This window comes from Ensifer sp. CCNWLY38 (genome assembly GCF_037120565.1).
Taxonomy (GTDB): Bacteria; Pseudomonadota; Alphaproteobacteria; order Rhizobiales; family Rhizobiaceae; genus Ensifer; species Ensifer adhaerens_H.
This window is the reverse complement of sequence record NZ_JBBBBO010000008.1, coordinates 341,392-356,831: the sequence shown is the minus strand read 5'-3', so window position 1 is coordinate 356,831 and position 15,440 is coordinate 341,392. Positions and strand designations below refer to the sequence as shown.

Below are 15,440 nucleotides of genomic sequence, written 5' to 3'. Positions count from 1 at the left end.
CGATGATCACCCACACCATGCCGCTCGAAGACATCAACAAGGGCTTCGAGCTGATGCATTCCGGCGAAAGCATCCGCTCGGTCGTTCTTTACTAAGGCGGAAAACAAGTAATTCCGGACGGAAAAACCGCTTCGCACTTTTCCTGGAATTGCTTCACAATCCGATTCAGAACGGCGCCGGAGTCGATTGAATTCCGGCGCCTTTTTCAGTCCCGTTGAGAAACTGATTCAAGATGATCTATGTCGATGCCGATGCCTGCCCGGTGAAGTCGGAAATCCTGAAGGTGGCCGAGCGCCACGGGATCGAGGTGACTTTGGTCGCCAATTCGGGTCTGCGCCCGTCGCGTGACCCGATGGTGCACAACGTCATCGTCTCGGCGGGCTTCGATGCCGCCGACAACTGGATCGCCGAACGGGCGCATGAGGGCGATATCGTCGTCACCGCCGATGTACCGCTGGCGGTGCGCTGCGTCGCCGCCGGTGCCCTCGTCACCGGTCCGTCCGGCCGCATCTTCGACAAGAGCAATATCGGCATGGCTTCGGCGATGCGCGACCTTGGGCAGCATTTGCGCGAAACCGGCGAGAGCAAGGGCTACAACGCCGCCTTCACCCCACGGGACCGCTCTGCCTTCCTCGAAACGCTTGACCGACTCGCACGGCAGGCGAAAAAGTGACAGTGCGGCAGCCGCTTCCGCTGCAGATCGCAGGGGCATCTGGATGAAAGCGACGACGACGAAGCTCAGGCACTGGCCCTTCTACACCGCCATTCTATGCGCGCTCGCAAGCGTGCCCGTCCTCGGGTTCGTTGCGCGACGCTTCGCACTTGAAGGCGCTGCGATCACATTCTTCTGCGTCTATCTCGCCATGTGCTGGCGGCGATTGCGCATGATGACCGGGCGGCACCTGAAGACCCATGCCAGAAACACCGACGAGCCCGAGTTCGTTATCCTCCTCGTGACATTCGGTGCGGCTGCGAGCTCGCTCATCTCTCTGTTCTTCGCCCTCAACGGCGAGAAGGCGGGATCAGCGCTGGCTCTCGGCCTCGCCTTTGCCTCGGTCGTGCTCGGCTGGGCGACGATCCATATGATGGCCGCGATGCATTATGCGCACATATACTGGGTGCCTGCCGCGGATGCGCAGACGCCGGAGCCGGCACGCGGCCTCGACTTTCCCGAGACACCCGAGCCCGGCGGTTTTGATTTCCTCTACTTTTCCTTCGTCATCGGCATGACCGCGCAGACTTCAGATGTCGCCATCACCACAACAGCCATGCGGCGCATCAATCTGATGCACGCCATCGTTTCCTTCTTCTTCAACACCGTGCTCGTCGCCGCCGCCGTCAATGCGGCCGTGCAGCTTGCCGGCTGAGCATCATTATCCAAGGAGCATTCCATGAAAGTCCTCTCCCAGAACACCGCCTTCGGCGGCATGCAAGGCGTCTTCTCGCATGAGTCCGAAGCCTGCAAAGGCGAGATGACCTTCGCCGTCTTCGTGCCGCCTCAGGCGATCAAGGAGCCCAGGCCAGTACTCTGGTACTTGTCCGGCCTTACCTGCACACATGCCAATGTCATGGAGAAGGGCGAATATCGCCGCATGGCTTCGGAACTGGGGCTGATCATCGTCTGCCCCGATACCAGCCCACGCGGCACCGATGTGCCCGACGAATTGACGAACTGGCAGATGGGCAAGGGCGCCGGGTTTTACCTGGACGCCACCGAAACGCCCTGGGCCGAGCACTATCAGATGTACAGCTACATTACCGAAGAGCTGCCCGCCTTCGTCGGCCAGCACTTCCGCATGGACATGAGCCGTCAGGGCATCTTCGGCCATTCGATGGGCGGTCATGGCGCCATGACGATAGCGCTCAAGAACCCGGATCGCTTCAAGAGCTGCTCGGCCTTCGCGCCGATCGTCGAGCCCTCGACCGCAGACTGGTCGACCGGCGCGTTCGAAAAGTATCTTGGAGCCGACCGCGACGCCTGGCGCAAATACGATGCCTGCGCTCTCGTCAAGGATGGCGCTCGCTTCCCGGAATTCCTGATCGACCAGGGCAAGGCCGACAGCTTCCTCGAAAACGGACTGCGCCCATGGCTGTTCGAAGAGGCCGTCAAGGGAACGGGCATAGACCTGACCCTGCGCATGCATGAGCGCTATGACCACTCCTATTATTTCATCTCGACCTTCATGGATGATCACCTGAAGTGGCATGCCGATCGACTGGCCTGAATCAACTTTGACCCGGAGCGACTGATGACCCACCTCCTCCTCGTCGGCGCCGGCGGTGCGATCGGTTCGATCCTGCGCTACCTCGTCGGACTGTGGACAGTTCATCGTTTCGGGGCGGGCTTCCCGTGGGGCACACTCGGGGTCAACGTCACCGGCTCGTTCCTGATCGGCATGCTGGCAGAGGTGATCATGCGCAAATTCGGCGCTTCGCCTGACATGCGCGTGTTCCTGATTACCGGCGTTCTTGGCGGCTACACCACCTTCTCGGCTTTCTCGCTCGATGCGATCACGCTCGTCGAGCGCGGTGATGTCATGCTTTGCGTGTTCTATGTCGTTGCCAGCGTCGCGCTTTCGCTGCTTGCGGTCTTCAGCGGGCTGGCTCTGATGCGCGCAATAGTCTAAAGGCTGCAGCTAATGACGCTGCGCATCCTTAGGGGAAGCGCGGCGCATCGTTGCATCGCCCTTCAACCATCCGTGCTTCAAGGGCGTCGCGTGCAGCGATCAAAGGATTGCGGCAGCCCTTGCGCGCCCGAGGCGATCTTCTTGCGACCATCCCAACGCAAGAGCTTCGGTCTGACGCGCGACGCTGCGAAAACAGAAGGCAGGTTCGCGCACATGGCAGGTATAGAACACAGGCAAGTAGAAGGCGACGAGGCGGGCATGCGCCTCGACCGTTGGTTCAAGGTGCATTTTCCGGGGCTCGGCTTCGGTCCGCTGCAAAAGCTCCTGCGCTCGGGCCAGATCCGTGTCGATGGCGGTCGCGTCAAATCCGACACGCGCCTGCAACTGGGCCAGACGGTGCGTGTCCCTCCCCTTGGCGTCGATGCGAAGGAGACGAAGACAGGCCCGATCGCCGGCCGCGACCTTCGCAACTCGCCCGACGGAGAATTGCTGTCGCGGATGGTGCTGCATGAGGACGCCAAGGTGATCGTGCTGAACAAGCCGGCCGGGCTTGCCGTGCAAGGCGGCTCCGGCGTCAACCGTCACATCGACAAGATGCTCGAGGCCTGGACCAACCAGCGCGGCGAAAAACCCCGTCTCGTCCATCGCCTCGACCGTGACACCTCAGGTGTTCTGGTCATCGCCCGTACGCGTGGCGCCGCCCAGAAGCTGACGGCCGCCTTCCGCGAGCGCGACACCAAGAAGACCTATTGGGCGCTGGTGAAGGGTGTGCCGCGCAAGCGCGAAGACCGGATCTCGACCTGGCTGGTCAAGGAACAGACGCCCGACGGGGACCGCATGCGCATCGCCAAGCATGGCGAAGACGGTGCCGACCACGCCATATCCTATTACCGCATCCGCGAGCAGGCCGCACAGAACCTCGCCTGGCTCGAGATGGAGCCCTATACCGGCCGTACCCATCAGTTGCGCGTGCATGCCTTGCACATTGGCCACCCGATCCTCGGCGACCCCAAGTATTTTGACGCCGATATCAACTGGAGCCTGCCCGGCGGCATGCAGAACCGTCTGCATCTGCACGCGCGCCATATCGATATCCCGCATCCCGACGGCGGCCGCCTGCGTGTGACCGCGCCGTTGCCGCCGCATATGGTCCAAAGCTGGAACCTGCTGGGCTTTGAAGAGAACGAGCCGGGCGAGGACGACTGATGAAGCTCGCGCTTTTCGATTGCGACGGGACGCTGGTCGATAGCGGCGGGCTGATCCATGAGGTGATGGCCCGCACCTTCGAGGCGTTCGATCGCGAGCGCCCGCCGCTTTCAGCAACCAAGGGCATCATCGGCCTGACCCTCGACATCGCCATTGCCCGCCTGCTAGGCCGCGAGCACGTCGACGACCTGGCACTGGCGATGACTGCGCACTACAAGTCGATCTTCGCAGGCGTGCGCAGCGAAGCCGGCTTCCAGGAGCTTTTGTTTCCGGGCATCGCCGACATGATGCAGACGCTCTCGTCGCGGGACGCGCTGCTGATCGGCGCCGTCACCGGCAAGTCTCGGCGCGGCCTCACCCACATCTCCGAAACCCACGGTTTCGACAATATCTTCTTCGTTTCGCGCACCGCCGACGACTGCCCCTCCAAGCCGCACCCGGCAATGGTGACGGAATGCTGCTCGGAAGCCGGCATCGACGCGAAGGATACGGTCGTCATCGGCGACGCGATCTACGACATGCAAATGGCCAAGGCCGCGGGAGCCGCCGCCATCGGCGTTGCCTGGGGATATGCGTCCGTTCCCGATCTCATCGAGGCGGGTGCGGATTTCGTTGCCCAGACGCCGGCAGACATCATTGAATGGATGGAACACAATCATGCCTGATATTCGCGACGAGCTCAGCGGTGCGATGAGCCACGAGGATCCGGTCCGCCGCGCACAGATTCAGATGCTGAAGCCGCTGCCGAAGCGCTTCTACAAGGAGGTCAGCGTCGCCGCGGCGGAAGGCGACACCCACGCCGTGCTGCTCGACGGCCGCACGGTGCGCACGCCGGCAAAGCAACCGCTTGCCGTGCCGACGCGCAAGCTTGCCGATATGCTGGCCGCCGAATGGGAGGCTCAGGCGGAGGTCATCGATCCCGCCCGGATGCCGATCACCCGCATCGTCAACACGGCGCTCGATGGTGTTGCGAAAGACCAGCGCTCGGTGTTCGACGACATCCTGCGCTTCGCCGGAACCGACATGATCTGCTATCGCGCCGACAGCCCGGAAGGCCTGGTCGCACGCCAGAACGAGATCTGGAACCCGGTGCTCGATTGGGCGCGGCAGACGCTCGGCGCTCACTTCATCCTCGCCGAAGGTGTGATCCATCAGGAGCAGCCGGAGGAAGCCCTTTCAGCCTATGCCGAGGACCTGCGCGCTTTCGCCACTCCGCTCGGGCTCACCTGCGTTCATACGGTGACGAGCCTGACGGGTTCGGCCCTGTTGGCGCTCGCCTTCGCCTCCGGCAGGCTCACGGCCGAAGAAGCCTGGACAGCCGCGCATGTCGATGAAGACTGGCAGATCGAGCATTGGGGAACCGACGAGGAAGCCTTCCGCCGGCGCGAAAATCGCTGGCAGGAAATGCTGGCGACTGCTGCGGTTCTCGACGCCTTGCGGTAAACGGAGACAGCGAAACATCTCTGAACACGATTGCGGGCTGCGCGTTCTTCATAACGCGCAGCCCGTTTCGTTTTTCGACGGTGGCAGCAGCTTCAGAGCAATGTCGCTGGTGTGCTTTACGCTACGTCAGCGCGATTACGTCCCGTTAGGCAGCCAACTTAAGCCCGGCGATTCCGCTGACGATCAAGGCGATGCAGCCGATGCGAACGAGGGTCGCGGGCTCTGCGAACAGGACGATCCCGAGGATCACCGTGCCGACGGTACCGATACCCGTCCAGACCGCATAAGCAGTTCCGAGCGGCAGGGTGCGCACGGCAAGGCCGAGCAGCGCGATGCTGAGGATCATCGACCCGACGGTCAGGACCGTCGGCGTAACGCGCGTAAAGCCATCCGTGTATTTGAGACCGATTGCCCAGCCGATTTCGAGGATACCGGCAAGCAGAAGAAGGAACCAGGCCATGTCAAACTCCTAATACTGGAGCGAGGCCGTCCCCGCGGATGTTCGGTTTCGACTTCGCGAACCGTGCAGCCGTCTGCAATGCGGGGTTCTATCTCACACTCCGGTGCCGACGGCAAGGCAGCCACGGCAGATTAGCCTTGCACCGGCGGCAAGGCTAAGCCACGTCCCGCATTCCTTGAAGCCTTGAAAACGACCGGGTTTTCCTCCGGGCCAAACACAAGGAAAGGCCGTCTTACAGTTTCCTCGGCATTCTAGGGAGCATTGCGCTCCCGGCGGAGTTTCGCCCACCATTCCAGCCGCTTGCGGATTTCTCGTTCGAAACCACGCTCCGGCGGATCATAGTAAGTCTGGCGACCCATCTTTTCCGGAAAATAGTCCTGGCCGGAGAAGGCATCCGGTTCGTCGTGATCGTAGCGATAACCGTCACCGTAGCCTTCGCCCTTCATCAGCTTGGTCGGGGCGTTGAGAATGTGCTTCGGCGGTAGCAGCGAGCCGTTCTCCTTGGCAGCGCGCATCGCCGCCTTGTAGGCGGTGTAGACGCCGTTCGACTTCGGCGCGGTCGCCAGATAGACGCAAGCTTCGGCGAGCGCCAGTTCACCCTCCGGCGAGCCCAGATAGTCATAGGCGTCCTTGGCCGCATTGCAGATCACCAGCGCCTGAGGGTCGGCAAGGCCGATATCTTCAACCGCCATGCGTACCAGCCGTCGCCCGAGATAAAGAGGATCCTCGCCCGCATCGAACATGCGGCAGAGGTAATAGAGCGCGGCGTCGGGATCAGACCCGCGCACCGACTTGTGCAGCGCCGAGATCAGATTGTAGTGCCCGTCCTGGCCCTTGTCGTAGACCGGCGCCCGGCGCTGAACGATGTTCTGAAGTGCTGCCGCGTCGAAGATCTCGTCGCGCCGCGCGGCGCGCCAGACTTCTTCCGCCAGCGTCAGCGCCGCCCGGCCATCGCCATCGGCCATGCGGATCAGGCTCGCGCGTGCATCCGCATCAAGTGGCAACGCCTTGCCTTCTGCCTGCTCGGCGCGGGACAGAAGCTCCTGGATGCTGTCCTCACCGTGTGGCTTGAACGTCAGCACGCGGGCGCGGGACAGCAGAGCGGCGTTGAGCTCGAAGGACGGGTTCTCCGTTGTCGCGCCGACGAGGATGACGGTGCCATCCTCCATCACGGGCAGGAAACTATCCTGCTGGGCGCGATTGAAGCGGTGGATCTCATCGACGAAGAGCAGGGTCTGCCGGCCGGACATGCGGCGTGCACGCGCCGATTCGAACACCTTCTTGAGATCGGCGACACCGGAGAAGATGGCCGAGATCTGCTCGAAGGCGAGTCCTGCCTCCCCCGAAAGCAGACGCGCGACGGTCGTCTTGCCGGTGCCTGGTGGTCCCCAGAAGATCATCGATCCGAGAGAACCCGAGGCGATCATGCGCGACAGCACCCCATCATCCCCGGTCAGGTGCTCCTGGCCGGTGACTTCGGCGAGCGTACGCGGGCGAAGCCGGTCGGCAAGCGGTCTTGCAGACGCCATCTCAGGTGGTTCGTGTGCTGTAAACAGATCGCTCATCGGAAGAACTGACGGATAAGTTGGCCGTCCCGCTCAATCTCGACGCGCCAGAAGGAGGCGTCGTCGGCCATCACATGCTCCAGGGTCTTGGACGTGTCGATCGCCGTGCCATTGACAGAGCGCACGATGTCCTTCGGCTCAAGGCCGATGCGTGCTGCCGGCGAACCGCGGTTGACCTGCATGACGACGACGCCCTGGAGCGAAGTCGACATGCGCAGTTCCTCGGAGAGACGCGGCGACAGATTGGCGACGACTGCGCCGGCAAAGGGATTGCGCCCTTCGATCAGCCGTTCGTCACGCGGCGAGGTCTCCGGTGCCCGATCGAGCTTGAGCGTCACCTCACGCGGCTTGCCGTTTTCCGACACGGTAACGCGCGCCTCGTGGCCGATGCCGACCGTCGTCAAGCGGTAGCCGAGCGCATCCGGATGTTCGACCTCAATGCCGTTGACGGCGGTGATCACCTGCCCCGGCTTGATGCCTGCCAGTTCGGCCGGGCCACCCGCCACGACAGCCGTCACCAGCGCACCGCGGGCGCGGTTGAGGCCAAGGGCTTCGGCCACTTCCGAGGTCACCGGTTCGAAGCTTGCGCCGATGAAGGGACGGACGAAGGCGCCATTGCCGCCGTCAGCGGACGCGACAAAGACCTTCACCAGATTGGCGGGGATGGCAAAGCCGACGCCGTTCGAGCCTCCACCCTTGGAGAAGATCGCGGTGTTGATGCCGATCAGCTGCCCGTTCATGTCGATGAGGCCGCCGCCGGAATTGCCCGGATTGATCGCCGCATCCGTCTGGATGAAGAAGCCGAAATCCCCTGACGATACCTGGTTGCGCGCGAGCGCCGAGACGATACCACTCGTCACCGTCTGGCCGACGCCGAACGGGTTGCCGATCGCGAGAACAAGGTCGCCGACTTCGACCGCATCCGAGTCGCCGAGTGGGACGATCTCGAACGGGCCTTCCGACTGGATCTTCAGCACCGCCAGGTCGAGCCGATCATCCTTGAGCACGATCTTGCAGGGAAACTCGCGACCGTCCGCCAGCGCCACCTTGATGTCGTCGGCGCCCTCGATGACGTGATTGTTGGTCACGACGATGCCGTTCTTGCCGACGATTACGCCGGAGCCGAGCGACGATTGCTTTTCCGAGCGGTTCGGCATGCGCTGGCCAAAGAATTCCTCGAAGAAGGGATCGCCGGAAAAGATCGAGCGGCGCTCGACCACGCGTTCGGCGTAGACGTTGACGACCGCATTTGCCGTCTGCTTGACGAGCGGCGCGAAGGAAAGCTGCATTTCGGTGCGCGACTGCGGAACCGTCTTGGCTTCCTCAGCCCATGCCGGACAGGCAAGAGAAACGGCAATGACGAGCGCAACAAGCGCTCTTTGACCAACGATCATGTGAAGCATTCTCCTATTCGTCACGGCTACGTTCAGATAGGATTTCGTGGGAAAAAAGGCAAATGTTGGCGCAGGATACGCAAAGTTGCCGGCTTCACGCGCTACGCACGAAAACGTGGTTCCGCACCCCTTTCACGGTGATCGAAAGTCTGCTGAGTTCGCACAAGACAAGGCTCATAAACCACTCTCGGATAAGACCATGCCATCCTACCGTCCGCCACGAATCGTTTCCTCCGAAATCACGCCGGAGAACATCTTCATCAATCGCCGCGCATTCCTGGGCGCCGCGGCCGGCGGCATCCTTCTTGCCGGAAGCGGCACAGCTATGGCGGCGGCGCTTAGCGCACCAAAAGGCAAATACGTCGTCGACGAGGACCTGACACCCGAAGCCGACGTCACGGGCTACAACAACTTCTATGAGTTCGGGACCGGTAAAGGTGACCCGGCCGCCAATTCGAGCAGCTTCAAGCCGACCCCCTGGACGGTGAAGGTCGATGGCCTCGTCGGCAAGCCGAGGGAGTTCGGGCTGGAGGAACTGCTGAAGTTCCCCATCGAGGAACGCGTCTATCGCATGCGCTGCGTCGAGGCGTGGTCGATGGTGATCCCCTGGACCGGCTTCCAGCTTTCGACCCTGCTCGACAAGGTGGAGCCGCTTGGCAGCGCCAAATACGTCTCGTTCGAAACGGTCGTTCGCCCCGCGGAGATGCCGGGCCAATCCGGCTTCTTCCAGCCGTTGCCCTGGCCCTATCGCGAAGGACTGAGGCTCGATGAAGCCCGTCACCCGCTCACTCTGCTGTCCGTCGGCGTCTACGGCAAAACGCTTCCCAACCAGAACGGCGCACCGATTCGGCTCGTCACCCCCTGGAAGTACGGCTTCAAGGGGATCAAGTCGATCGTGCGGATCTCGCTCACCGAAACGCAGCCGCCTTCTACCTGGAACCTCTCGGCCCCCAACGAGTACGGTTTCTATGCCAACGTCAACCCGGCAGTCGATCATCCGCGCTGGAGCCAGGCGACGGAGAACCGCATTGGGGGCGGAGGCTTCTTCGGTTCCAATCGTCGCGATACCCTGCCCTTCAACGGCTATGCCGACGAGGTTGCCAGCCTCTATGACGGTATGGACCTGAAGGCGAACTATTGATCATGCCCCGCCTGCCCGCGCTTGCGAAACGCTATCATTCGGCCTCGGTCTGGGCGCTCTATGGCTTTGGCCTCGTGCCGGCGGCGTTTGCCTTCTATCTCGGCGCTACCGGGCAACTGCCCGGCAATCCGGTCAAGGAGTTCGAACACCTGCTTGGCATCTGGGCGCTTCGCTTTCTCGTCGCGACCTTGACGATCACGCCGATCCGCGACCTTTTCGGCATCAATTGGCTACGCTACCGCCGGGCGTTAGGGCTGCTCGCCTTCTACTACGTGCTGATGCACTTCCTGGCCTACATGCTGCTCGATCAGGTGCTGAACGTCCCGGCGATCCTCGCCGACATCGCGCGCCGTCCGTTCATCACCATCGGAATGGCCGCGCTGGTCATGCTGATCCCGCTGGCGCTGACGTCCAACACCTGGTCTATCCGCAGGCTCGGCACGCGGTGGAATACGCTACACCGGCTTGCCTATGTGATCGCCGCTGCCGGCGCGCTGCATTTTTCCATGTCGGTAAAGGTCGTTGGCCCCGAGCAGATGCTCTATCTCGGCCTGGTCGCCGCGCTGCTTCTCTGGCGGTTGGCGCGCAAACCCTATCTCCGTCGCAAGCGTCAGGCGGCAAGCGCCCCGGCCAGGGCAATCCCAGGAAAGGTGTAATATGCGCATTCGCTCGGAGCAGCCTGTTACTCGGTCGCTCAAGCGCTCGACCAAGCATTGAAATGGTGCAAACCACGCCCATAGAAAAATGGCCGGGTGATGAACACCCGGCCATTTCGATTTCACTGCCTTCGATCGGCTTAGGCTGCTTCAGCAGCTTCAGCTTCAGCGGCAACGCGGGCGAGATCCTTCGCACCCTTTGCCGAGACGTCGCGGTCAACGAACTCGATGACTGCGAGCGCGGCGTTGTCGCCGTGGCGGAAGCCGGCCTTCATGATGCGCAGGTAACCGCCGTTGCGGGTGGCGTAACGCGATGCGATCGTGTCGAACAGCTTCGAAACGACGGCAGCGTCGCGGATCTGCGAGATCGCCTGGCGGCGAGCGTGCAGGTCACCGCGCTTGCCGAGCGTGACGAGCTTCTCGACGATCGGGCGGATTTCCTTGGCCTTCGGCAGGGTCGTAACGATCTGCTCGTGTTCGATCAGCGAAGCTGCCATGTTGGCAAACATCGCCTTGCGGTGGCTGGCGGTTCTATTCAGCTTGCGGCCGGCTTTACCGTGGCGCATGGCTATTCTCCTTCACTTGCAGGCATCCGCCCGCAGTCTAATGGTTAGTATTGGTCTTCGTAACGCTTGGCGAGATCTTCGATGTTCTCAGGCGGCCAGGACGGCACTTCCATGCCGAGGTGCAGGCCCATGGAAGCGAGAACTTCCTTGATTTCGTTCAGCGACTTGCGACCAAAATTCGGCGTGCGGAGCATTTCTGCTTCGGTCTTCTGAATGAGGTCGCCGATGTAGACGATGTTGTCGTTCTTCAGGCAGTTGGCCGAACGGACCGAAAGTTCCAGTTCGTCGACCTTCTTGAGAAGCGCCGGGTTGAAGGCGAGTTCGGTGACTGCCTCTTCCTCTGCTTCCTTCTGCGGCTCGTCGAAGTTGACGAAGACCGACAGCTGGTCCTGAAGGATGCGGGCCGCAAACGCGATCGCATCTTCACCGGTGACGGAACCGTCCGTCTCGATGGACATCGTCAGCTTGTCGTAGTCAAGAACCTGGCCTTCGCGGGTGTTTTCCACCTTGTAGGACACTTTCTTGACCGGCGAGTACAGGCTGTCGACCGGGATCAGGCCGATCGGAGCATCTTCCGAACGGTTACGATCAGCCGGCACGTAGCCCTTGCCGTTGTTGACGGTGAACTCCATGCGGATCTCAGCGCCCTCGTCGAGGGTGCAGATCACATGGTTCGGGTTGAGGATTTCGATATCGCCAACCGTCTGGATGTCACCGGCGGTAACAACGCCCGGACCCTGCTTGCGCACAACCATGCGCTTTGCGTCGTCGCCATCCATCTTGATGGCGATTTCCTTGATGTTGAGCACGATGTCCGTCACATCTTCCCGGACACCCGGGATAGAGGAGAACTCGTGCAGGACGCCGTCGATCTGCACTGCGGTGACAGCAGCACCGCGCAGCGACGACAGAAGCACGCGGCGAAGCGCGTTGCCGAGGGTCAGACCGAAGCCGCGCTCAAGCGGTTCCGCAACCAGCGTTGCCTTGGTGCGGCCGGAGGAGACGAACTCCACCTTGTTCGGCTTGATCAGTTCCTGCCAATTCTTCTGGATCATGTTTTCTGCCTTCCGTTCGTTGCCACCATCCAATCGTGACAACCGAGCCCCGAAGACCGGGAGAGAGCGGATGCCCCCTCACCGGCATGTTGAACGCAAATGATCAGACGCGGCGCTTCTTGCGCGGGCGGCAGCCGTTGTGCGGGATCGGGGTCACATCGCGGATCGAGGTGATCATGAAGCCCGCAGCCTGCAGCGCGCGAAGAGCGGATTCACGGCCGGAACCCGGACCGCAAACTTCGACTTCCAGCGACTTCATGCCGTGTTCCTGGGCCTTCTTGGCGCAGTCTTCAGCGGCGATCTGAGCGGCAAACGGGGTCGACTTACGCGAACCCTTGAAACCCTTGGCACCGGCAGACGACCAGGCAATCGCGTTGCCCTGTGCGTCGGTGATGGTGATCATGGTGTTGTTGAACGACGAATTGACGTGCGCGACGCCAGACGTGATGTTCTTGCGTTCGCGACGGCGAACGCGGGTGGCTTCCTTGGCCATAGGATCCCTTTCTTAGATCTCTGCACCGCCGTAATTCCAGCGGCTCCACCGGGAAAAGGATTTGTCGTCCCCTGCCCTGCATCTTCATTCTCCCGCCGAGAGGATATCCACTCCGCGGACTTCACACCCGGTCATTGGACCGGACAGCGGTCAGGCAAGCGCCTTTCCAAACTGCAAAAGGAGGCCGGCGCTTGACGCCAGCCTCCCAATCTCCCTGTTCGGGAAATTACTTCTTCTTACCGGCAATCGCCTTCGCCGGACCCTTGCGGGTGCGAGCGTTGGTGTGGGTGCGCTGACCGCGAACCGGCAGGCCACGACGGTGACGCAGGCCGCGGTAGCAGCCGAGGTCCATCAGGCGCTTGATGTTCATCGAGGTCTCGCGACGCAGGTCGCCTTCGACCTGGTAGTCACGGTCGATCGTTTCGCGGATCTGCAGGACTTCAGCGTCCGTCAGCTGATGCACGCGACGATCAGCCGGGATACCGACCTTCTCGATGATTTCCTGTGCGAATTTCGGGCCGATCCCGTGAATGTAGGTCAGCGCGATAACTACGCGCTTCGCCGTCGGGATGTTGACGCCAGCGATACGTGCCACGTCTATTCTCCTTGCGTTCCAGTTGCCATCCGGCAATAGGTGCTTCGTTACGCGACCTCGAAGAGCCGCACGTTGATTGAGGTTCGAGACACGTCAAAAACGACCGTACCCGGACTTCATTTTCTTTGAAGACCGCGCCGATCGCTCTCATGTCGCGAGTTGGCGCTGTCTTTGGCGGAATCGGCCGGAAAAGTCAACTCCCCGGCGGTTCCTTTTCGGCAAAGACCAGTGTCTAAGCCAGAATCTTCTCGATCTCGGCAGTAACGGTGTTCACATCCGCCATGCCATCCACCGTTCTCAGCTGCCCCGTACCGGCATAGTGCTCCGACAACGGTGCGGTCTTTTCGCGGTACTCGGTCAGCCGACGCTTGAACGCCTCCGGATTGTCGTCCGAACGGACCGTGCCTCCCGCAGCGATGGTTTCCGCTACGCGATTCTCCATCCGCTTTACAAGGGCTGCCTCGTCGACCTTGAGCTCGATGACTGCGTCGAGCTTCAGGCCTTTGCCCTCGAGCATCTTGCCGAGCGCAATCGCCTGCGGAACGGTACGCGGGTAGCCATCAAGGATGAAACCCTTCGCACAATCCGGCTGGTCGATGCGATCCGACACGATTTCGTTGACGATCTCATCGGATACCAGCTGACCGGCATCCATGACGGCCTTGGCACGCTTGCCGACCTCAGTCGCCTGGGCAACGGCCGCCCGCAGCATATCGCCTGTGGAAAGCTGCGGAATGCCGTATCTCTCCGTCAGAAGCTTGGCTTGCGTCCCCTTGCCAGCGCCCGGCGGTCCCAAAAAAATCAGTCTCATCGTCCCCTCTTTCCTCCGCGCAGCTTCGACTTCTTGATCAGCCCCTCATATTGCTGTGCGATGAGGTGGCCCTGGATCTGTGCTACCGTATCAAGGGTCACGCTGACAACAATCAAAAGCGACGTACCACCAAGGTAGAACGGCACGCCCGTCTGCGAAATCAGAACTTCCGGCAGAATGCAGACGAAGATCAGGTAGGCCGCACCGATGACGGTGATGCGCGTCAGGACGTAATCGATGTATTCTGCGGTGCGCTCACCCGGACGAATGCCCGGAATGAAGCCGCCGTGCTTCTTGAGATTGTCGGCCGTGTCCTTCGGATTGAAGACGATTGCCGTGTAGAAGAAGGCGAAGAAGGCAATCATCGCACCGTAGAGAACCATGTAGAGCGGCTTGCCGTGAGCAAGTGCGCCAACGATGGTGGTGGCCCAGCCCGGCAGCGTCGCCGTGTTGGCAAAGCCCGCGAGCGTTGCCGGCAAGAGCAGCAGCGAGGACGCGAAGATTGCCGGGATGACGCCCGAAGTGTTGAGCTTCAACGGCAGGTGCGAGGTGTCGCCCTGGAACATGCGGTTGCCGACCTGGCGCTTCGGATACTGGATCAGAAGCCGGCGCTGCGCCCGCTCGACAAAGACGATAAGGGCGATGACGGCAACCACCATGATGATGATCGCGAGGATCAGCGGCGTCGAAAGCGCGCCGGTGCGGCCAAGTTCGAGCGTACCGGCGAGAGCCGTCGGCAGGTGCGCGACAATACCAGCGAAGATGATCAGCGAAATGCCGTTGCCGATACCGCGCGAGGTGATCTGCTCACCGAGCCACATCAGGAACATGGTGCCGCCGAGCAGAGAAATGACAGTCGAAACGCGGAAGAACCAACCCGGATCGTTCACAAGGCCATTGCCGCTCTCAAGGCCGACGGCGATGGCGTAAGCCTGTGCCGTGCCGAGAAGCACCGTGCCGTAACGGGTGTACTGGTTGATGATCTTGCGTCCCTGCTCGCCTTCCTTCTTCAGCTGCTCCAGAGCAGGAACGACCGAGGTCATCAGCTGAACGATGATCGAGGCAGAGATATAGGGCATGATGCCGAGCGCGAAGATCGCCATGCGCTCAACTGCACCGCCCGAAAACATGTTGAAGAGGCCGAGAATGCCGCCGCTCTGGCCGCGGAATGCCTGGGCAAATGCTTCCGGGTTAAGACCGGGCAGCGGAATATAGGTGCCAAGACGGTAAACCAGAAGCGCACCAAGCGTGAACCAAAGTCGTTTCTTCAGATCTTCCGCCTTGGCGAAAGTCGAGAAATTCAGGTTCGAGGCGAGCTGTTCCGCTGCAGAAGCCATGCAATTCTCCGCGTACCAAATCTCGGAATCAGCGGGAACACCCGGTCCGTTCCGGAAGGAGTAACTTTTCGTATTGAAAACCGGACGCGAG

18 protein-coding genes are annotated in these 15,440 nt (G+C 61.5%); 9 read left to right on the top strand and 9 right to left on the bottom strand.

Annotated elements, in window-relative coordinates; genetic code table 11:
• Window positions 1–232 precede the first annotated feature (232 nt).
• The 7 genes from V7S54_RS19515 to V7S54_RS19485 all read left to right on the top strand — a co-directional run bounded on the left by V7S54_RS19515 (window position 233) and on the right by V7S54_RS19485 (window position 5,276).
• Window positions 233–673: a YaiI/YqxD family protein gene (locus V7S54_RS19515; protein WP_336408677.1), complete on the top strand. Its 441-nt coding sequence runs from the start codon at window positions 233–235 to the stop codon at window positions 671–673.
• A 43-nt stretch (window positions 674–716) separates the two neighbouring features.
• Entirely contained in the window at window positions 717–1,367 is a 651-nt protein-coding gene (locus V7S54_RS19510; RefSeq protein ID WP_065377416.1) for a DUF1345 domain-containing protein, read from the top strand.
• 24 nt (window positions 1,368–1,391) lie between these two features.
• A complete protein-coding gene (fghA, locus tag V7S54_RS19505) occupies window positions 1,392–2,225 on the top strand; it encodes an S-formylglutathione hydrolase (protein ID WP_065377417.1) in 834 nt (277 codons plus the stop codon).
• A gap of 24 nt (window positions 2,226–2,249) precedes the next feature.
• Complete coding sequence (gene crcB, locus V7S54_RS19500; protein ID WP_065377418.1) at window positions 2,250–2,627, top strand: fluoride efflux transporter CrcB; 378 nt, start codon at window positions 2,250–2,252, stop codon at window positions 2,625–2,627.
• A 213-nt stretch (window positions 2,628–2,840) separates the two neighbouring features.
• Entirely contained in the window at window positions 2,841–3,833 is a 993-nt protein-coding gene (locus tag V7S54_RS19495) for an RluA family pseudouridine synthase (RefSeq protein ID WP_065377419.1), read from the top strand.
• Window positions 3,833–4,498: an HAD-IA family hydrolase gene (locus V7S54_RS19490; RefSeq protein WP_058329557.1), complete on the top strand. Its 666-nt coding sequence runs from the start codon at window positions 3,833–3,835 to the stop codon at window positions 4,496–4,498. Before V7S54_RS19495 ends, V7S54_RS19490 begins: the two co-directional genes overlap by 1 nt.
• Window positions 4,491–5,276 (top strand): ATP12 family chaperone protein, encoded by a 786-nt coding sequence (locus V7S54_RS19485; protein ID WP_065377420.1) that lies wholly within the window; start codon window positions 4,491–4,493, stop codon window positions 5,274–5,276. The genes V7S54_RS19490 and V7S54_RS19485 overlap by 8 nt, the downstream gene beginning before the upstream one ends.
• Before the next feature lie 145 nt (window positions 5,277–5,421).
• Here V7S54_RS19485 and sugE read toward each other — a convergent pair whose 3' ends face one another.
• The 3 genes from sugE to V7S54_RS19470 form a co-directional block, all read right to left on the bottom strand.
• Entirely contained in the window at window positions 5,422–5,736 is a 315-nt protein-coding gene (gene sugE / locus V7S54_RS19480) for a quaternary ammonium compound efflux SMR transporter SugE (RefSeq protein ID WP_065377421.1), read from the bottom strand.
• A gap of 251 nt (window positions 5,737–5,987) precedes the next feature.
• Window positions 5,988–7,301: a replication-associated recombination protein A gene (locus V7S54_RS19475; protein WP_058324766.1), complete on the bottom strand. Its 1,314-nt coding sequence runs from the start codon at window positions 7,299–7,301 to the stop codon at window positions 5,988–5,990.
• A complete protein-coding gene (locus V7S54_RS19470; RefSeq protein WP_065377422.1) occupies window positions 7,298–8,695 on the bottom strand; it encodes a DegQ family serine endoprotease in 1,398 nt (465 codons plus the stop codon). The genes V7S54_RS19475 and V7S54_RS19470 overlap by 4 nt, the downstream gene beginning before the upstream one ends.
• A 199-nt stretch (window positions 8,696–8,894) precedes the next feature.
• On the opposite strand from V7S54_RS19470, the gene msrP reads away from it, so the two are divergent.
• Together msrP and msrQ are read left to right on the top strand one after the other, a co-directional pair.
• Window positions 8,895–9,836, top strand: coding sequence for a protein-methionine-sulfoxide reductase catalytic subunit MsrP (msrP, locus tag V7S54_RS19465; protein ID WP_065377423.1), 942 nt, complete (start codon window positions 8,895–8,897; stop codon window positions 9,834–9,836).
• Between the two features lie 2 nt (window positions 9,837–9,838).
• On the top strand, window positions 9,839–10,492 hold the full coding sequence (msrQ, locus tag V7S54_RS19460; RefSeq protein ID WP_336408676.1) for a protein-methionine-sulfoxide reductase heme-binding subunit MsrQ: 654 nt from the start codon (window positions 9,839–9,841) through the stop codon (window positions 10,490–10,492).
• Between the two features lie 140 nt (window positions 10,493–10,632).
• Here msrQ and rplQ read toward each other — a convergent pair whose 3' ends face one another.
• The 6 genes from rplQ to secY all read right to left on the bottom strand — a co-directional run bounded on the left by rplQ (window position 10,633) and on the right by secY (window position 15,349).
• Window positions 10,633–11,058, bottom strand: coding sequence for a 50S ribosomal protein L17 (gene rplQ / locus V7S54_RS19455; protein WP_057255585.1), 426 nt, complete (start codon window positions 11,056–11,058; stop codon window positions 10,633–10,635).
• A gap of 44 nt (window positions 11,059–11,102) precedes the next feature.
• Window positions 11,103–12,113, bottom strand: a complete 1,011-nt coding sequence (locus V7S54_RS19450) for a DNA-directed RNA polymerase subunit alpha (RefSeq protein WP_034795592.1) — start codon at window positions 12,111–12,113, stop codon at window positions 11,103–11,105.
• Between the two features lie 103 nt (window positions 12,114–12,216).
• Complete coding sequence (rpsK, locus tag V7S54_RS19445; protein ID WP_003536496.1) at window positions 12,217–12,606, bottom strand: 30S ribosomal protein S11; 390 nt, start codon at window positions 12,604–12,606, stop codon at window positions 12,217–12,219.
• Window positions 12,607–12,832: 226 nt separating this feature from the next.
• A complete protein-coding gene (gene rpsM / locus V7S54_RS19440; protein WP_034795586.1) occupies window positions 12,833–13,201 on the bottom strand; it encodes a 30S ribosomal protein S13 in 369 nt (122 codons plus the stop codon).
• Window positions 13,202–13,433: 232 nt separating this feature from the next.
• Complete coding sequence (locus V7S54_RS19435) at window positions 13,434–14,012, bottom strand: adenylate kinase (protein ID WP_057255584.1); 579 nt, start codon at window positions 14,010–14,012, stop codon at window positions 13,434–13,436.
• On the bottom strand, window positions 14,009–15,349 hold the full coding sequence (gene secY / locus V7S54_RS19430) for a preprotein translocase subunit SecY (RefSeq protein WP_065377425.1): 1,341 nt from the start codon (window positions 15,347–15,349) through the stop codon (window positions 14,009–14,011). The genes V7S54_RS19435 and secY overlap by 4 nt, the downstream gene beginning before the upstream one ends.
• Between the last annotated feature and the right edge of the window lie 91 nt (window positions 15,350–15,440).

What these genes read in the sequence shown, in the direction of transcription:
- V7S54_RS19435 (WP_057255584.1), bottom strand. Translation starts at nt 14,012, where the DNA reads ATGAGACTGATTTTTTTGGGACCGCCGGGCGCTGGCAAGGGGACGCAA.
- V7S54_RS19510 (WP_065377416.1), top strand. Translation starts at nt 717, where the DNA reads ATGAAAGCGACGACGACGAAGCTCAGGCACTGGCCCTTCTACACCGCC.
- V7S54_RS19495 (WP_065377419.1), top strand. Translation starts at nt 2,841, where the DNA reads ATGGCAGGTATAGAACACAGGCAAGTAGAAGGCGACGAGGCGGGCATG.
- V7S54_RS19475 (WP_058324766.1), bottom strand. Translation starts at nt 7,301, where the DNA reads ATGAGCGATCTGTTTACAGCACACGAACCACCTGAGATGGCGTCTGCA.
- msrQ (WP_336408676.1), top strand. Translation starts at nt 9,839, where the DNA reads ATGCCCCGCCTGCCCGCGCTTGCGAAACGCTATCATTCGGCCTCGGTC.
- V7S54_RS19470 (WP_065377422.1), bottom strand. Translation starts at nt 8,695, where the DNA reads ATGATCGTTGGTCAAAGAGCGCTTGTTGCGCTCGTCATTGCCGTTTCT.
- rplQ (WP_057255585.1), bottom strand. Translation starts at nt 11,058, where the DNA reads ATGCGCCACGGTAAAGCCGGCCGCAAGCTGAATAGAACCGCCAGCCAC.
- sugE (WP_065377421.1), bottom strand. Translation starts at nt 5,736, where the DNA reads ATGGCCTGGTTCCTTCTTCTGCTTGCCGGTATCCTCGAAATCGGCTGG.
- V7S54_RS19450 (WP_034795592.1), bottom strand. Translation starts at nt 12,113, where the DNA reads ATGATCCAGAAGAATTGGCAGGAACTGATCAAGCCGAACAAGGTGGAG.
- msrP (WP_065377423.1), top strand. Translation starts at nt 8,895, where the DNA reads ATGCCATCCTACCGTCCGCCACGAATCGTTTCCTCCGAAATCACGCCG.
- V7S54_RS19490 (WP_058329557.1), top strand. Translation starts at nt 3,833, where the DNA reads ATGAAGCTCGCGCTTTTCGATTGCGACGGGACGCTGGTCGATAGCGGC.
- crcB (WP_065377418.1), top strand. Translation starts at nt 2,250, where the DNA reads ATGACCCACCTCCTCCTCGTCGGCGCCGGCGGTGCGATCGGTTCGATC.
- rpsK (WP_003536496.1), bottom strand. Translation starts at nt 12,606, where the DNA reads ATGGCCAAGGAAGCCACCCGCGTTCGCCGTCGCGAACGCAAGAACATC.
- secY (WP_065377425.1), bottom strand. Translation starts at nt 15,349, where the DNA reads ATGGCTTCTGCAGCGGAACAGCTCGCCTCGAACCTGAATTTCTCGACT.
- fghA (WP_065377417.1), top strand. Translation starts at nt 1,392, where the DNA reads ATGAAAGTCCTCTCCCAGAACACCGCCTTCGGCGGCATGCAAGGCGTC.
- V7S54_RS19485 (WP_065377420.1), top strand. Translation starts at nt 4,491, where the DNA reads ATGCCTGATATTCGCGACGAGCTCAGCGGTGCGATGAGCCACGAGGAT.
- V7S54_RS19515 (WP_336408677.1), top strand. Translation starts at nt 233, where the DNA reads ATGATCTATGTCGATGCCGATGCCTGCCCGGTGAAGTCGGAAATCCTG.